The 15,733-nt window shown below is 62.2% G+C and carries 16 protein-coding genes; 9 read left to right on the forward strand and 7 right to left on the reverse strand.

Annotated features, from left to right (window positions below):
* The 4 genes from TX24_RS10870 to TX24_RS10885 form a co-directional block, all read right to left on the reverse strand.
* Positions 1–349, reverse strand: a 349-nt coding sequence (locus tag TX24_RS10870) for an HAD-IB family phosphatase (RefSeq protein WP_157255545.1), incomplete at its 3' end; no start/stop codon positions are given.
* Between the two features lie 292 nt (positions 350–641).
* On the reverse strand, positions 642–1,190 hold the full coding sequence (locus TX24_RS10875) for a cytochrome b (protein ID WP_003192236.1): 549 nt from the start codon (positions 1,188–1,190) through the stop codon (positions 642–644).
* A gap of 114 nt (positions 1,191–1,304) precedes the next feature.
* Complete coding sequence (phnX, locus tag TX24_RS10880) at positions 1,305–2,132, reverse strand: phosphonoacetaldehyde hydrolase (RefSeq protein ID WP_057710321.1); 828 nt, start codon at positions 2,130–2,132, stop codon at positions 1,305–1,307.
* Between the two features lie 100 nt (positions 2,133–2,232).
* Positions 2,233–3,357, reverse strand: a complete 1,125-nt coding sequence (locus TX24_RS10885; protein WP_003192233.1) for a 2-aminoethylphosphonate--pyruvate transaminase — start codon at positions 3,355–3,357, stop codon at positions 2,233–2,235.
* Positions 3,358–3,469: 112 nt separating this feature from the next.
* Between TX24_RS10885 and TX24_RS10890 the strand changes: the two genes are divergently transcribed.
* Entirely contained in the window at positions 3,470–4,324 is an 855-nt protein-coding gene (locus TX24_RS10890; RefSeq protein WP_057710322.1) for a LysR substrate-binding domain-containing protein, read from the forward strand.
* Here the strand turns inward: TX24_RS10890 and TX24_RS10895 are convergent.
* On the reverse strand, positions 4,300–5,190 hold the full coding sequence (locus tag TX24_RS10895; protein ID WP_034133785.1) for a LysR substrate-binding domain-containing protein: 891 nt from the start codon (positions 5,188–5,190) through the stop codon (positions 4,300–4,302). The genes TX24_RS10890 and TX24_RS10895 overlap by 25 nt on opposite strands.
* Before the next feature lie 258 nt (positions 5,191–5,448).
* Here TX24_RS10895 and TX24_RS10900 point away from each other — a divergent pair, with 258 nt between their 5' ends.
* Positions 5,449–6,780, forward strand: a complete 1,332-nt coding sequence (locus TX24_RS10900; RefSeq protein WP_057710323.1) for an MFS transporter — start codon at positions 5,449–5,451, stop codon at positions 6,778–6,780.
* Between the two features lie 109 nt (positions 6,781–6,889).
* Complete coding sequence (locus TX24_RS10905) at positions 6,890–7,594, forward strand: YebC/PmpR family DNA-binding transcriptional regulator (protein WP_003192227.1); 705 nt, start codon at positions 6,890–6,892, stop codon at positions 7,592–7,594.
* A 133-nt stretch (positions 7,595–7,727) separates the two neighbouring features.
* On the opposite strand, the gene TX24_RS10910 is transcribed toward TX24_RS10905, so the two are convergent.
* Both TX24_RS10910 and zapE read right to left on the reverse strand, forming a co-directional pair.
* Positions 7,728–9,017: a protein kinase gene (locus TX24_RS10910; RefSeq protein ID WP_057710324.1), complete on the reverse strand. Its 1,290-nt coding sequence runs from the start codon at positions 9,015–9,017 to the stop codon at positions 7,728–7,730.
* A gap of 36 nt (positions 9,018–9,053) precedes the next feature.
* Complete coding sequence (gene zapE, locus TX24_RS10915) at positions 9,054–10,148, reverse strand: cell division protein ZapE (protein ID WP_057710325.1); 1,095 nt, start codon at positions 10,146–10,148, stop codon at positions 9,054–9,056.
* 181 nt (positions 10,149–10,329) lie between these two features.
* Between zapE and TX24_RS10920 the strand changes: the two genes are divergently transcribed.
* From TX24_RS10920 to TX24_RS10945, 6 genes are all read left to right on the forward strand, one after another.
* Positions 10,330–10,830, forward strand: coding sequence for a Csu type fimbrial protein (locus TX24_RS10920; RefSeq protein WP_442962802.1), 501 nt, complete (start codon positions 10,330–10,332; stop codon positions 10,828–10,830).
* On the forward strand, positions 10,824–11,369 hold the full coding sequence (locus tag TX24_RS10925; RefSeq protein WP_003192221.1) for a Csu type fimbrial protein: 546 nt from the start codon (positions 10,824–10,826) through the stop codon (positions 11,367–11,369). The genes TX24_RS10920 and TX24_RS10925 overlap by 7 nt, the downstream gene beginning before the upstream one ends.
* An 18-nt stretch (positions 11,370–11,387) precedes the next feature.
* A complete protein-coding gene (locus TX24_RS10930) occupies positions 11,388–11,930 on the forward strand; it encodes a Csu type fimbrial protein (RefSeq protein WP_003192220.1) in 543 nt (180 codons plus the stop codon).
* Between the two features lie 2 nt (positions 11,931–11,932).
* Positions 11,933–12,421, forward strand: a complete 489-nt coding sequence (locus TX24_RS10935; protein ID WP_003192218.1) for a Csu type fimbrial protein — start codon at positions 11,933–11,935, stop codon at positions 12,419–12,421.
* Positions 12,422–12,447: 26 nt separating this feature from the next.
* Positions 12,448–13,236 carry a fimbrial biogenesis chaperone gene (locus TX24_RS10940; RefSeq protein ID WP_003192217.1) on the forward strand — a complete coding sequence of 263 codons (789 nt, stop codon included), beginning with the start codon at positions 12,448–12,450 and terminating at the stop codon, positions 13,234–13,236.
* Positions 13,237–13,308: 72 nt separating this feature from the next.
* Entirely contained in the window at positions 13,309–15,657 is a 2,349-nt protein-coding gene (locus TX24_RS10945; RefSeq protein WP_057710452.1) for a fimbria/pilus outer membrane usher protein, read from the forward strand.
* The last annotated feature ends 76 nt before the right edge of the window (positions 15,658–15,733 follow it).

Genomic DNA, 15,733 nt, shown 5'->3' on the forward strand with positions numbered 1-15,733 from the left:
GGCGCAGGCGGTTGGCGAGGATCGGCAGCAGGGTCACGTAGTTGCGCGAAAGGATGCGGGCAATGCCCTGCTCGATGCCGTCGCTGACCACTTCGATGGAGGCACCCAGGCCCATGACGTGATCGACGAAGTCCGGGAAGTCCGGGTCGATCTCGACACTGTCAAAGTACGCCAGCAGTTCAGCCGGGGTGGCCTTGATCAGCGCCAGTTGGCGGCTCAGGCATTCGCGTGAACCGATATGCCCATCCAGCCATTGCTGCTCAATGGTTTCCCACTCGGGGCCGGCGAAGCGTTGGAGGACGTTGTCGATGACATCGGTGGGAGTAATGGTCCCGTCGAAGTCACACAAGACATACCACTGGCTGAACGTCGGAGGTGCTGTAGCATCTCCCTGATCCGCGCAAGTGTGCTGGCGACAGTTACTTGAGGCGCCTTCCATAAAAATCCCGTTCAGTTCGTTGTCAGAGGCGAGTGTTCAATTGCTGGAGCACTGCCGTGCGACAAAACATTACGGGTTCTTTCTGATGGATGTCGTGGGAGTAATCCCAAGCTAAAAGCGTTAAATCGAAACTACAAAGTAGGAAATGTATAGACGATGTAGGATGGTTTACCTGGCACGCTTGGAGTGCCAGGTAAAGTCGTTACCTGCGTTTGGGCATCATGCGCAGCGCCGTGTTATCGCGCATCACGTAATGATGAAAGATCCCCGCCAACGCATGCAGCCCGATCAGCCAGTAACCGATCTGGCCAAATAGCACGTGCCAGCCTTCAATTTCCTTGGCCAATGCTTTGTTTTCCGTGATCAGCGGCGGCAATTCCATCCCATAGAACATCACTGAATGCCCTTCGGCACTGACGATCAACCAACCGGCAATCGGCATGCCGATCATCAACGCATACAACGCAGCGTGCATCAGCGTCGCCAGCAGGCTTTGCCACTGCGGCGGCGCCGGCACGATCTTCGGCGCCACCCCCAGGCTACGTGCAAACAAGCGCAGCCACACCAGTACAAACACGGTAAGGCCGAGCATGAAGTGCATTTCAACAATCAAGGTGCGCGCACCGCTGCCTTTGGGGAATTGGCCGCGCAGTTCAATGCAGGCGTAGACCACCGCCAGCAGTACCACCATCAACCAGTGCAACGCAATGGACATAGTGCTGTAGCGTGTATCGGAATTTTTCCACGGCATCGCTGTGTTCCTCACTCATCAGGGCGTACCTCCATTCTTTAGCGATGGAGTGCATTAACTGTATGCCTGTTTTGAGCGCTGCGCTTGTTGCCACTGCCCTTGTCTTGACCTCGGTCAGTAGGCCTGCGGCATTTCCCCGCGGGCCAGGCGCTGGTTGATGTCGCTGATGACCCGTGGCAGGTCGGTAATGGTGTCGATCAGATAATGCGGGCGCGACCCTTCGAACATCGCTTCGATGCGCTGGCGCTCGCTGGCCAGTGTGTCGGTGTCCAGGGCGCGGAATTGCTCGTAGGTCAGGCCCAGCGCGTTGCCAGAGCAGGTCAGGGCCACGGTCCACATGCCGGCACGGCGACCTTCGAGAATGCCCGGCACGGTGTCGTCGACCTTCACGCAGGCCGCCACATCATCAATGCCCAGGGCGATCACGTTAGCCAGCGCCTGGGCCGGCCATGGTCGGCCGTTGGGCACTTCGTCAGTGGCCACGACGTGGTCGGCGACGTAGCCGTTGGTGGCAGCCAGGGCCACGACCTTGTCCATCACCTGCTTGGGGTAGCCGGAGCAGGAACCGATCTTGATACCTTGGCCGCGCAGGGCGGCGATGGTGTCGAGGGCGCCGGGGATCAGGGCCGAGTGCTCGGCAATTTTCTCGATCTGCAGCGGCATGAAGCGCTGGTAGATGGCGGTCACGTCGTCGTCGGTGGGCGTGCGGCCGAACGCCTGGCGGTAGCGTTCGGCAACTTGCGGTTGGTCGCAGAGGGTGCGGATATGGTCCCACTTGCCCATGCCCATCGGGCCACGGGCCTCCTCGATAGATACCTGCACGTCGAACTCGGCGAAGGCCTCGACAAAAATCTGCGTGGGGGCGAAGGAGCCGAAATCGACCACGGTGCCCGCCCAGTCGAGGATAACGGCCTGGAGGGTGTTGGGGTTTTGATAGTTCATGATTCAGATCCTGTGGGTAATGACATTCATGTCTGTAGGAGCGAGCTTGCTCGCGAAAAACATCCAGGCACCGCGTTGGCTCAGGATGCCCGCGTCATCGTTAACGCGCTTCGAGAGCAAGCTCGCTCCTACACATTTCTTGCAGCACCTCGGCGATGGCCTTGACGGCTGCGCGCATGCCGGCCGCGTCGACATGACCGATGCAGCCCACGCGAAAGGTTTCCACCTGCGTCAGTTTGCCCGGATACAGGATGAAACCCTTGGCCTTGACCCGTTCGTAGAAGTCTTTGAACTGGTAGCGCGGGTCTGTGGGGGCGTGGAAGGTGGCAATGATCGGCGCTTGGATCGCCGACGGCAGAAAACTGCGCAGGCCCAGTTCGGCCATGCCGTCCAGCAATGCCTGGCAGTTATTCACGTAGCGCTGGTGACGGGCGGGCAGGCCGCCTTCCTCGGCGTATTGCAACAGCGCTTCATGCAGAGCAGCAACCACGTGGGTCGGCGGCGTGAAGCGCCATTGTCCCGTCTTGGCCATGTAGGTGTGCTGGTCGAACAGGTCCATCGCCAGGGAATGGCAGTTGCCCTGGGATGCAGCCAGCGCCGCTTTTTCGGCAAAGACAAAGCCCATCCCCGGTACGCCTTCCAGGCATTTGCCAGAGGCGGCGATCAACGCGTCGAAGGGTATTTCGCGGGCATCAATCGGCAGCGCGCCGAAGGAACTCATGGCGTCGATGATCAAGCGCTTGCCGTGGCTTTTGACCACCTCGGCGATCTGCGCCAATGGGTTGAGAATGCCGGTGCTGGTTTCGCAATGGATCAGCGCGACGTGGGTGATGGCGGCATCGGCGTGTAACAGGCGATCCACATCGGCGGCAGTGGTGGGCTCGTCTTCGGCGGTTTCAAAGATGCTGAATTGGCGGCCAAGCACCTCGCAGATTTTCGCCAGGCGCTTGCCGTAGGCGCCGTTGATCAACACCAGCACCTTGCCATTGCGAGGGACCAAGGTGCCGATCGCAGCTTCGACGGCGAAGGTGCCGCTGCCCTGCAACGGCACGCAGTGGTGGCTCTCGGCGCCGTTGAGGATCGCCAACAACTGCCTGCACACACTGGCTGTGAGCTGGTTGAAGCGGTCGTCCCACGAACCCCAATCCACCATCATCGCCTGGCGGGTGCGGTTCGAGGTGGTCAGGGGGCCGGGGGTCAACAGGATCGGCGCGGCAGTGGGCATGTCAAATCCTCGCAAGGTGTCGGGGTTCAAGCTACGGCGCCTAAATTGCAGTTTGGCTTGTCATCAATCAAATTGTTTGTTGTTATGCGAGCTATCAGTGAGGCCGATAGCTATGAACCTGTTCCAACTGCGTGCATTCGATGCCGTGGCCCGCGAGGGCAGTTTTACCCGCGCGGCGGCTCGGCTGTTTATCAGCCAGCCGGCGGTCACCGGGCATATCAAGGCGCTTGAGGAGCATTACCAGATCCCGCTGTTGCGCCGCACCGCACGCCGGGTGGAGTTGACCGAGGAGGGCGCACGCCTGGCGGCCATCACTCGGGCGATCTTCGGTTTGGTCGACGAGGCGCAAACCATGCTGGAAGCCAACCGCCAGTTGCTCACCGGGCGCCTGGAAGTGGCGGCCGATGGCCCTCATCTGGTGATGCCGATGATCGCCAGCCTGCGCGCGCGCTACCCCGGCATTACCGTGAACCTGCGTTTGGGCAATGCCCAGGAAACCCTGGCGGCGCTGCTGTCCGAACATGCGGATGTGGCGGTGCTCACCGAGGTGGAACCGCGCAATGGCCTGCACTTGCAACCCTTGGACCAGTCACGGATTTGCGCCTTGGTGCCGGCCGCGCACCCGTGGGCCAAGCAGCCTGACGGTATCGAGTTGGCGCAGTTGCATGAGGTGATCATGGTGCTGCGCGAGCCCAACTCCATTACCCGTCGCACTTTTGATGACGCGTGCCTTGCGGCGAATGTGCAACCCAAAGTGCTGCTGGAACTGGACAGTCGTGAAGCCGTGACCGAAGCGGTGGCGGCAGAATTGGGCGTGGGCGTGGTGTCGTCGATGGAGGTCAGCCCGGACCCGCGTGTACAGGCGGTACCGATCCTGGGCGATGGCCTGCTGAACCGGCACATGCTCGGCTGCATGGAGCGGCGCCGCTCGCTGCGCTTGATTCAGGCGTTTTTCGAGTTGGCGTGAAGGCTTTCACGCACGATCTCCAGGAAGGTCGCGACCACGCGGCGTGAACTCTGCTCTTTCAGGCACACCAGGGTTTCTTTCATGCGTTGTGTGCAATCGCGGATCGGCATGGCGTATACCCGCGCGTCGGCACCGAACTCTGCCGCCGACACCACGCCTACGCCAATCCCCACCACCACGGCTTCCCGGGCGGCTTCGCGGCCTTCCACCTGGATGGCCGGGCGAATGCGCAGGCCGGCTTGGCGCATTTCCTGCTCCAGGGTCTGACGGGTGACCGAGCCGGTTTCCCGCAGCACCAGCGGGGTGTTATCGAGGTCGGCCAGGCAAATCGATTCGCGCCCGGCCCAGGCATGGTCACGTGCGACAAAAGCCAGAAGTTGGTCGTCGGGCAGCGGCAGTGACAACAGGCGCGCATCATCGACATCGCGCCCCAACAGCGCCAGGTCGGCCTGGTAGTTGTAAAGGCGCGACAGCGACTCATCGGTGTTGCCGGTTTCGATCTTCACGCTGATCCCAGGGTATCGCTGGCAGAAGCGCGCAACCTGCGGCAGTACGTGCACGGGTGCATCCACTGCCAGGGTGAGGGTGCCGGTGAGCAGGGCGCGCGAATCCTGCAGCAATTCTTCGGCTTCGGCTTCGATCACAAACAGGCGTTGGGTGATACCCAGCAGGCGCTCACCCAGATCGGTCAGGCGCACCGAACGTTTGTTGCGGTGAAACAGCAGTACGCCGAAGCGCTCTTCCAGTTTGCGCACCTGGTCGGAAATCGCAGGTTGGGTCAGGAACAGGCGTTCGGCCGCCCCGGTAAAACTGCCGTGAATGGCCACCGCATGGAAGGCTTTGAGCTGGGCATGGGAAACGGACATGGCACGTCCTCTTAAAAGCTGAGCTTATATTTGAAATACGATAAATCGATTTTACCTATGAGTCAGCCATTGCTTTGATGCACCTCAGTCGCCGTAGGTTGAGTCCTACAACCACGGCCGCCATGGGCGCAGGCACACTGCACCCATCTGACCAATACCGCGCTCTTCAAGGCCCGGCATTGCAGTGCTCAACCATAAAAACAACAGGCGTTTTCTTTCGATTCTGCCGGCACACTCACACCTGAGGTCAGAACCACCATGAATATCCCTATGGGTAGCATCAAGCGTTGGCGCGTGCAGATTTTTGCCATCACCTGGCTGGCGTATGCCGCGTTCTATTTCACCCGCAAAGCGTTTTCAGTGGCGAAGCTGGGGATCGGCGACGACCCGAGTTTCCCCCTCGACAAAATGATGATGGCCAACCTGGATGGCCTCTACCTCGCCGCGTATGCCGTAGGCCAGTTCACTTGGGGCATGCTTGCCGACCGCTTCGGGCCACGGGTGGTGGTGCTTGGTGGCTTGCTGATTTCCGCAGGCGCGGCGTTGGTGATGGGCACCTTTGCCACCTTGCCGATCTTTGTCACTTGCATGTTAGTGCAGGGCTTGGCGCAGTCCACCGGCTGGTCGGGGTTATGCAAGAACCTTGGCAGTTTCTTCCCGGCGCAGCAGCGGGGGCGGGTGTTGGGGTTATGGAGTTCGTGTTACGCGTTTGGCGGGTTGGTCGCGTCACCGTTTGCCGGTTGGTGGGCCTATACGCTGATCGGCAGTTGGCACGCGGCGTTTATTTCCAGTGCCGCAGTGGTAGCGGTGGTGGCCGTGTTGTTCTTTATGTTCCAGCGCAATACCCCGCAGGATGTGGGCTTGCCGGCAGTCGAGCCCGAGCCCGAGCCGATGCTGAGCGCCGAGCAGTTGGCCGCCCAGCAGCGCGTCAGCGTACTCGAACCCCTGCGCGCGATCCTGCGCAACCGCACGGTGTTGACCCTGGGGCTGGCGTACTTCCTGCTCAAGCCGGCGCGCTACGCGATTCTGTTGTGGGGGCCGGTGATCGTCTACGAGCAGATGCCGTCGGTGGGCAAGGTCGGTGCCGCCATTGTGCCCACCGCGTTTGAGTTGGCTGGTTTACTGGGGCCGGTGCTGATCGGCCTGGCCTCCGACAAACTGTTCGGCGCCCGGCGCATGCCCGCCTGTGTGCTGAGCCTGTTGGCGCTGACGGTTGCCCTGGCGTTGTTCATGGGCGCGCTGCACACCGGCAGTGTGGTGCTGGTGATGGCCCTGCTGTTTCTCATGGGCCTGACGCTGTACGGGCCGGACTCGATGATCAGCAGCACCGCGGCCATCGACTTCGGCACCGCCAAGGCCGGCGCTACCGCCGCGGGTTTTGTGAACGGCTGCGGTTCGGTGGGGGCGATTCTGGGCGGTTTGCTGCCAGGCTATTTCGATACCGTTACGGTATTTATTGTGTTTGCCGGTGCGGCGCTGTTTTCTTCGCTGGTGCTGATGCCCTACTGGAATGCCAGGCCCGCCGTACTGGCCCAGGCCGGGGGTTTTGTGCCGGACCGCAATGCGGTGATCAAACCCTTGCGCACCTGAGGGCCTTGGCCGGTTTTTTGGTGGAACGAAGCGTTCTCGCGCTATAAACTCTGCCCCCAAAGCGCCGGCCAGTAGACGTTTGGGCGCGATGGAAATAAGAGAGTGAGTCATGGGCGCACAGTGGAAAGTCAAACATAAAGAAGCGGCAGCCAATGCCAAGGGCAAGATCTTCGGCAAGCTGGTGAAAGAAATCACCATCGCCGCCCGCAACGGCGCCGATACCGCGACCAACGCGCACCTGCGCCTGGTGGTGGAACAGGCCAAAAAGGCCTCGATGCCCAAGGAAACCCTGGACCGCGCGATCAAGAAGGGCGCCGGTCTGCTCGGTGAAACCGTGCAATACCACCGCGTCACCTACGAAGGTTTCGCGCCGCACCAGGTGCCTTTGATCGTCGAGTGCGTGACTGACAACATCAACCGCACCGTGGCGGAAATCCGCGTGGCCTTCCGCAAGGGCCAACTGGGCGCTTCCGGCTCGGTAGCCTGGGATTTCAACCATGTCGGGCTGATCGAAGCATCGCCGGACACCCCGGACGCCGATCCGGAAATGGCCGCCATCGAAGCAGGCGCCCAGGATTTTGAAGAGGGTGAAGAAGGCGCCACCTTGTTCATCACCGAAACCACCGACCTGGATGCCGTGCAGAAGGCCTTGCCGGAGCAGGGCTTCACCGTGCTGTCGGCCAAGCTGGGTTATATCTCCAAGAACCCGGTCAGCGGTTTGACCGATGAGCAGATGGCAGAAGTCGAGGCGTTCCTGGAAGGCCTGGACAACCATGATGATGTGCAGGACATGTTTGTCGGCCTGGCGGGCTGATTTCTATCTGAGAGCATGCTGTCAAATTGCCTTGTAGGAGCGAGCTTGCTCGCGAAAAACTCACCGGCGCTGCGTTTATTCAGGACGCACGCGTTATCGTTGACGTTTTTCGCGAGCGAGCTCGCTCCTACAGTTAGATAGCGTGCAGCAAGGCTTCGATCTCTTCGAAGCCCGGCCGCGCCAGCACATCCGGCTGGCAGCAGCGTTGTTGCAGTGCCTGCAAGCGTTCGTCACTGGCCTCAGCCCGCTCCAACAACTCCCCCAGCAACACCCCGAACGCGCGCACTTCAATACGCTGCAGCGCACGGGTTTCCAACGTGTCCGCCGTGGCATGGAAGGACGCCGCGCCAAAGTCTCCCAGCAAGCAATCACCCGCTGCATTCCACAGGATATTGTGGCCATACAGGTCACCATGGGTAATGCCGTGCCGATGCAGGTGCGCCGCCACCGAAGCAATACCCCGCGCCATGCGCAGTGCCACATCCAGGCTGAAACGGGTGTCGGGGGCGTAGATGTCGCGCGTGCACGACGCCAGGCTCGGCAGGGCCGCGAGGTTGCGGTAACTCGGATCGATCAGCTCCATCACCAGCGCGGCCTGGTTATCGGGATGGCCGACGACCCGCCCTTCAACCTTGATCAGGTTGGGATGCAGACCGGCAGCGATGCAGGCTTGCATTTCATGCAGCGGTGAACCGTCGCTGGTGATGGTGCCCTTGTACAGCTTGACCGCGACCGGCACCGCACGGGGTTTCCACAGCGCCTTGCGAATAATCCCCGAGGCGCCTTCGCCCAGGACTTCGCCCATTTCCAGTTCCTGCCAGGCGATGTTCGGCGTCGCCTCATCACTGCTCACCTGCACGGCCATTTCCACCGGGTTGCCTGCGTAGGCCAGCCAGGTCAGGCTCGGCAGGGTCAGCAGCCACTGCGGCAGATGAGTGAGGCGGTTGGAGGCGATGCGGATCAACTCCAGGTTTTGGCACTGGGCCAGGCTTGGCGGTAGGTGAGTCAGTTGGTTACCGGCCAGCATCAGTTTTTGCAGCAATGGGCGTTGGCCCAGTTCATCGGGCAACTGACTGATGCAGTTATCGGTGAGGATCAACCAGCGCAATTGCGGGGGCAGGGCAGCGGCGGCTACCTGGCTGATCTGGTTGGCTTTGAAACCGATCATGCTCAGCTTGGCGCACTGGCCCAGGCATTGTGGCAGTTCGGTAAAGGCGTTGTCCGAACAGAACAGTACGCGCAGGTGCGTCAGGCGGTGCAGGTCGTCGGGCAGGCTGCTCAGCGCGTTGCCGGTGAGGTTGAGGATTTCCAGCGAGTCGGCCAGATCGAAAATTTCCCGGGGGAACTCGGTCAGCCCGCAGGCCAGGTCCAGGCGCATCGCGCCGGCCAATTGGCCAGCCTTGAGTTGGGCGAGGGTATTCATGCAGGCGTGGTGCTCGGAAGAGGGCGTAAAAGGCGCTCATGATAGCCGCTCGGGCGCGGTTTGCGGGCATAGCGTGTGCAATTGCCGCAGGCGACTGGCGGTGCGGGCGAGGTCGATGGCCTGGCCTTCCAGGCATTTATCCAGGGGCTGGTGACCGATAAGTGTCAGTTGTTTGTCCTGGTCGTAGAGCACGTCTACCAGGTTGATAAAGCGCTGTTGCACGGCGATGGGGCATTCGGCCAGATGCGGCAGGCCGTCGATGATCCAGTGGTCGAAGTCCTGGCACAACAACAGGTAGTCCATGACCGCCGTGAGCTGTTCGCACAGGTCGTTGAAGGTGAACGCGATGGTTCGTGCCTGATGGCCTCGGCATTGTAACTGCCGAGTGCCGACCTTCAGGGTTTGCGCCGGGCAATCTGTGGCAGGCAGGCCCAGGTTTTCACGCTGGCCAGCCGTACCTGGCCAGACGTACTGGCCGCCCGTGAAGCGTTGTTGCGCGTGGGCGTGAGCCAGGCTGCGAAAGTCCTGAGGCGCACTGACTTCCAGCACCTCCATGCGCGCGGCGATCAGCTCGATCACCGGTTTGAAGCGTTCGTGGTACAGCGGGTTGGGCAGCAATCCTTCCGGCGGATAGTTGGAAGTCACCAGCACCAGCACGCCGCGCTGGAACAGGGCCTTGAACAAGCGGCTGATGAGCATTGCATCGCCGATATCGTGCACATGGAATTCGTCAAAACACAGCACTCGGCAGCCGGCCAGCAGCTCGTCCAGCGTGACGCCCAGGGCATCGTCATGCCCGCGGTGCAGGAACATGCCCTGGTGCAGCCGGGTGAAGAAGCTGTGGAAATGCACGCGCTGCTTCTCGGCGATGGGCAGTGCTTGGAAAAAACCGTCCAGCAGCCAGCTTTTGCCACGCCCCACCGGGCCATGCAGGTACAGGCTGCGCGTGGCCTGGCCGGTGAGCAGGTATTGGGCCTCGCGATTCAGGGCGCTAATCGCCCGGATTTGCCCATCACTGAGGGTATAACCCTGTTGTGCGGCCTTTTGTTGAAAATATGCCGGGATAGGCGAGGCGTCCGAGGCGTCGGTTTTTTTACCCAGCAGGCGCTGGAGCAGGGCAAGCACGGCCAAGAATAAACACTCTGTATTGCGGTGGTCGCTCACTGTAAGACGCTCGATGCCATTTGACCAATAGCGAACGGCCCCAAGCCTTGCAAACTGGCACTTTCGGGTTAACTGGCTAACCTCATACACAGTTGTCACCCCTGTATAAGGAATTGGGGCTGTGAAGGGACCGGCGGTATTGGCACTCATGGGCACGATGCTCTGCAACGCGGCGATTGCTGCGCAACTCCAGGTGCAGGTGCGTATCGACGTGCAACGGGGTTGCCAGTTGGTGGGCACCACCCGTAGTGCGGGCATCGAGCAACTTGGTGTATTGGATTTCGGCAGCGGCCCGCGTCTGGATGACCCGGCCGGCCCCCTGAGTGCGGCCCTGATCAGCCAGCGCCAGCCGCGCCTGGAATGTAACCCCGACACGCCTTACCAGGTGCGCGTTGACGGCGGCCTGCATGGCGGTGTGGGTGAAGTGCGTTATCTGGCCACTGCGGCGCCTTCCAGCCGGCCCATCCCCTATCGAATCTACGCCGACGCCGCGCGGCTTATCCCCTTGCCGGTGGACGTGCCGATCAGTGGCCGTGTGCCGGACACCGGCTCCGTGGAGCTGCCGCTGTATGGGCGCATCGAACCACTCAAGGACATCCCCGCCGTCGGCCGTTATTCCGACCTGCTCAAGGTCACGGTCACATGGTAAGCCGCTACCTGGCCGTGACGGCCCTGGGCAGCCTGCTGTTGCTGGCGGATGACGCGCAGGCGGCGGTGGTCAACGGCCAAGTCCACGCACGGTTGGTGATCACCGCCAGTTGCGAAGTGAGCAAGGGCGTGGAAACCGCGCCGGTCACGCCCGAAGGCGGCACCGCGCTGTTGGACTTTGGCAGCCAGGGGCCGACGTGGAACGAGACCTTGGGCGCGGCGATTTCCGATGGCGACAAGGCGCCGCTGTCGGTGTCCTGTAACCCCTCGGTGGTCAGCAGTTTCACGGTGACCATCGACGGCGGCGCCAACGGCGACGGCACCACGCGGCGCCTGAGCAATGGCCGCCAGACCATTCCCTATCGACTCTCGGCCGACCCCCAGGGGCGCAGTGCCTACAGCATCGGTCAGCAACGCAATTTCGTCGTGACCCAGGGCACCCAGGTACCAATCCCGGTATTCGGTTCCGTGGTGGCGAATACCAGGGCCCTACCGGCCGGCATCTACACAGACACCCTGACGGTGACTCTGGATTGGTAAACCATGAGGATGGATATCATGCATGTACTTGTATCGCGAATCGGCCTCTGTGCCCTGGGCCTGGGGCTGGCCTCCAGCCTGAACGCGGCGACCACGGTGACCGGGCAGATCAGTTCCAGCCTGACGTTGATCGCCAGTTGCCAGGTCAACGGCTCGGGCGCGGCCACCGGGCTGAATTTCGGTAGCTTGAACTTCGGCACCACCAACAGCCTGTTTACCAATGCCGACGCCCAGTTGCTCGGCGGCACCGGTACCGGCGGGGCGTTGTCGATCCTGTGTTCGGCTGGCACCGCGCCAACGATCAAGGTGCGTGCCGGCGCCCACGATGGCGCTTCCCCCGGTGGCACCCGAGCGTTGGCCGATGGCGTGGGTAACTTCGTGCCCTATGATTTCTACACTGACAGCGGGCGTTCCGCGCTGTTGGCGATTGACGGCGTGGTGACACTCGCCACCAGTACCGGCGTGGCGCAGACCGTCAACCTTTACGGCCGGGCGGTGGGCAAGGCGGGGCTGCCAGCGGGCACCTACACCGACACGGTGGCCGTGGAACTGACGTTCTAACGATGTGGCCCAGAGTGTTGCTTGCCATCGGCCTGGCGATGCCGTTGCCGCTGTCGGCGGTGGTCAACCAGAGCTTCCAGGTGAGCGCGACCATTACGCCGGGCTGCCTGATCGTGGGCGGCGGTTCCAACTACGGCACGTTGGCCTACGGCAGCTATTCGGCCCTGGCCACCAGCACGGTGACGGCGGCCCTCACTGGCGGTGTAACCCTGCAATGCACGCCGGGCGTGGCCCTGAGCATGAGCGTCGATGGCGGCCTGCACAGCAGCACCGGGCGCAACTTGCAGCTCAACAGTGGCAGCGCGCGGGTGGCTTACCAATTGTTTCGCGATGCGGCGTTCAGCCAGAGCCTGGGCATCAGCCAGAGCGTCAGCGTGACCTACAGTGATGCGAGCAACATCAGCCTGCCGATTTACGGGCGGGTGGTTTTACCGGGCAATCAGCCTGGGGGGACGTACAGCGACACGCTGCAGGTGCAGCTGACGTGGTAGGGCTAACGGTTTTAAGGAGGGGTGTTATGGGGTGTGCTTTGCGACGGTTATGCACCGTGGGTTTCGCCTTGGGGGCGTTGTGCTCGGCGGGGTTTGTACAGGCAGCCAGTTCGGTGCTGATCTGGCCCATCGACCCGGTGCTGGAGGCCGACCAGCAGGCCAGCGCGCTGTGGCTGGAGAACCGTGGCACCGAGACCGCCAACCTGCAGATCCGCGTGTTTGCCTGGAGCCAGAATGGCTTTGACGAGCAGTACCAGAACCAGCGCGATGTGATCGGCAGCCCGCCCGTGGCCAAAATCGAGCCGGGCCAGAAACAACTGGTGCGCCTGACCCGCACCCGGGAAGTGCCGCCGGGACAGGAGCTGGCCTATCGCATCATCATTGATGAAATCCCCTCGGCGCTTCAGGTGCCCACGCCGCCGGAGGGCAAGAACACGGCGGCGGCGATTCGCTTTCAGATGCGTTATTCGGTGCCGTTGTTTGCCTACGGCGCCGGCTTGTGGAGCAAGGACGACGCTACCCGCCAACGCGATCCCAAGGGCGCGGGCAAGCCGCAGTTGAGCTGGCAGAAGGTCAACGTGGCAGGGCGCAACTACATCGAGGTGCGCAACCAGGGCGCCGTGCATGCGCGGCTTACCGATGCGTCATTCAAACAGGGCGGGCAGACCCGGCCGTTGGTGGACGGTTTGCTCGGCTATGTGCTGCCGGGCGCGAGCATGCGCTGGCCGGTGCCGGATGCCGTATCGGCCGACCAGCCGTTGCAGGTACGCGTCAACGGCGCGCCGCAACTGGAAAGCCTGGCGCCCAAGCGATAGCCGTTATGTAGCGCAACGGGCACGCGCCCGGGTTTTAACAGGATGGAGATGTCCATTGAAGGACACAACGCCATGGTGAGTCGTGGTTGGGCTCGGGTTTTATGGCCGTCGGTGGCAGTGGCAAGCGGGCTGTGGGGCGCAGCGATGGCAGGCGACTTGCCGCCGCCGCCCGGCAGCATGGAGGCAGTCGCCGATGCACAGCTGTTTCTGGAACTGGTGGTCAATCAGATGGACACTGGCCGCGTCATCGCGGTCGATCAGCGCGCCGGCCAGCTGTTTGTGCCAGCGAGCGCGTTGCAGGACGTGGGCATGAAACTGCCGGGTGAGCCTGTCGGTAGCGTGGCCCTGGACCAAGTGCCGGGCCTGCACAGCGACTACGACAGCAACGGTCAGCGCCTGCTGCTGGATGTGCCGGCCTCCTGGCTGCAGGAACAGCTCATCGGCAACCGCAATACCTATCCGCGTACCCAGGCCATGAGCAGCTTCGGCGCCTTGCTCAACTATGACGTGTATTTCAATGACACCGATGACGGCGGCAGTTACCTCGCGGCCTGGAACGAAGTGCGGCTGTTCGACACCTGGGGCACCTTGTCTACCACCGGGCAACTGCGCCAGACCCTGTCCGATGGAATCAGCGGCGGCACCCTCAACAATGGTTATCGGCGTTACGACACCACCTGGCGTTTTTCCGATGATGAGCGCCTGCTGACCTACGAGGCCGGCGACGTGATCAGCGGCGCGCTGCCCTGGAGCAGTTCGGTGCGCCTGGGCGGGGTGCAACTGTCCCGGGATTTTGCCGTGCGCCCCGACCTGGTCACGTACCCCTTGCCGCAGTTTGCCGGTGAGGCGGCGGTGCCGTCGTCGGTGGACCTGTTTATCAACGGCTACAAATCAGACACCGCGCAACTGCAACCCGGCCCCTACACCTTGACCAACATCCCGTTCATCAACGGTGCCGGCGAGGCCGTGGTGGTCACCACCGATGCCCTGGGCCGCCAGGTGTCGACCACGGTACCGTTCTACGTCACCAGCACCTTGCTGCAACAAGGCTTGACGGATTTTTCGCTGGCCGCCGGTACCTTGCGCCGTGACTACACCCTGCGGGATTTCGGCTACGGCCCAGGCGTGGCCAGTGGCACGTTCCGTTATGGCTATTCCGATAACCTCACCCTGGAAAGCCACGCCGAAGCCTCCAGCGACCTGACCCTCGGCGGGCTTGGCGGCAACCTGCGCCTGGGCAACTTCGGTGTACTCAATACCGCCCTCAGCCAGAGCCAGTTCGACAGCCGCACAGGCCAGCAACTGAGCCTCGGTTACCAGTACAACAGCACGCGCTACAGCTTTATGTACCAACGGGTGGAACGCCGCGACGACTACGCCGACCTGACCCTGGTCGATACCCCTTACGCCAGCCTCAGCAAGCGCAGCGAGCAGGTGACCCTGAGCCTCAACCTTCAACGTTTCGGCAGCCTGGGCCTGGGCTATTTCGACGTGCAGGCGGCGGACGACTCGCGCACACGGCTGCTCAACCTGAGCTGGAGCAAACCGCTGTGGCGCAACACCAGTTTCTATCTGTCAGCCAACCGCGAAATCGGCGACAGCAACTGGGCCATGCAGGCGCAACTGGTCATCCCGTTCGACCTCAACGCCAGCCTGGCCTTGAGCTCCGAGCGCAGCAAGGACGGCGCCAGTCGCCAGCGCATCAACTACAGCCGCGCGGTGCCCAGCGAAGGCGGGGTGGGCTACAACCTCGGCTATGCCCAGGGCGATGCCCCCAGCTATCGGCAGGCCGACCTGACTTGGCGCTTGCAGTCGGTGCAGTTGCAGGCCGGTGTGTACGGCAGCAGCGAGGCCATGACGCGTTGGGCGGACGCCAGCGGCTCGCTGGTATGGATGGGCGGCGAAACCTTTGCCGCCAACCGCATCAATGACGCGTTTGTGGTGGTGAGCACCCAGGGTTTCGCCGGCATTCCGGTGCGCTACGAAAACCAGCTGGTGGGCCAGACCGACCGCAACGGCCATTTGCTGGTGCCGTGGAGCAGTGCCTACTACCGCGGTAAATACGAGATCGACCCGTTGAACCTGCCGGCGAATGTGCAGAGCCCCAATGTGGAACAGCGCGTGTCGGTACGCCGGGGCAGCGGTTATCTGCTGGAATTCCCGCTGCGCCGGGTGCTCGCCGCCAGCATCACCCTGGTGGACCGCCAGCACCAGGAGTTGGCGCTGGGCAGCCTGGTAATGCACGAGCAAAGCAACACTCAGGCGGTGGTCGGCTGGGATGGCCTGGTGTATCTGGAAAACCTCAGCGCCCATAACACCTTGCAGGTCACGCTCGGTGAGGGCCGCATCTGCCAGGCAACCTTCGATATTGATGAGCAGCAACAGGATGTGCCCTTGATCGGGCCGTTAGTGTGCCAATGAGGGATTGAACAGGGAGTGTTCAGGTGAGGGGCAGCGTAGGGCTATATGGCGTAGGTTTGTTGTTTTGCGGGCAGGC

Origin of the sequence: Pseudomonas lactis, assembly GCF_001439845.1 — a bacterium.
GTDB lineage: Bacteria > Pseudomonadota > Gammaproteobacteria > Pseudomonadales > Pseudomonadaceae > Aquipseudomonas > Aquipseudomonas lactis.

Coding starts and splice junctions, on each gene's coding strand:
- TX24_RS10925 (WP_003192221.1), top strand. CDS start 10,824: ATGGTAAGCCGCTACCTGGCCGTGACGGCCCTGGGCAGCCTGCTGTTG.
- TX24_RS10920 (WP_442962802.1), top strand. CDS start 10,330: ATGGGCACGATGCTCTGCAACGCGGCGATTGCTGCGCAACTCCAGGTG.
- TX24_RS10875 (WP_003192236.1), bottom strand. CDS start 1,190: ATGCCGTGGAAAAATTCCGATACACGCTACAGCACTATGTCCATTGCG.
- TX24_RS10885 (WP_003192233.1), bottom strand. CDS start 3,357: ATGCCCACTGCCGCGCCGATCCTGTTGACCCCCGGCCCCCTGACCACC.
- TX24_RS10895 (WP_034133785.1), bottom strand. CDS start 5,190: ATGTCCGTTTCCCATGCCCAGCTCAAAGCCTTCCATGCGGTGGCCATT.
- TX24_RS10910 (WP_057710324.1), bottom strand. CDS start 9,017: ATGAATACCCTCGCCCAACTCAAGGCTGGCCAATTGGCCGGCGCGATG.
- TX24_RS10930 (WP_003192220.1), top strand. CDS start 11,388: ATGCATGTACTTGTATCGCGAATCGGCCTCTGTGCCCTGGGCCTGGGG.
- TX24_RS10935 (WP_003192218.1), top strand. CDS start 11,933: ATGTGGCCCAGAGTGTTGCTTGCCATCGGCCTGGCGATGCCGTTGCCG.
- TX24_RS10890 (WP_057710322.1), top strand. CDS start 3,470: ATGAACCTGTTCCAACTGCGTGCATTCGATGCCGTGGCCCGCGAGGGC.
- phnX (WP_057710321.1), bottom strand. CDS start 2,132: ATGAACTATCAAAACCCCAACACCCTCCAGGCCGTTATCCTCGACTGG.
- TX24_RS10905 (WP_003192227.1), top strand. CDS start 6,890: ATGGGCGCACAGTGGAAAGTCAAACATAAAGAAGCGGCAGCCAATGCC.
- TX24_RS10945 (WP_057710452.1), top strand. CDS start 13,309: ATGGTGAGTCGTGGTTGGGCTCGGGTTTTATGGCCGTCGGTGGCAGTG.
- TX24_RS10940 (WP_003192217.1), top strand. CDS start 12,448: ATGGGGTGTGCTTTGCGACGGTTATGCACCGTGGGTTTCGCCTTGGGG.
- TX24_RS10900 (WP_057710323.1), top strand. CDS start 5,449: ATGAATATCCCTATGGGTAGCATCAAGCGTTGGCGCGTGCAGATTTTT.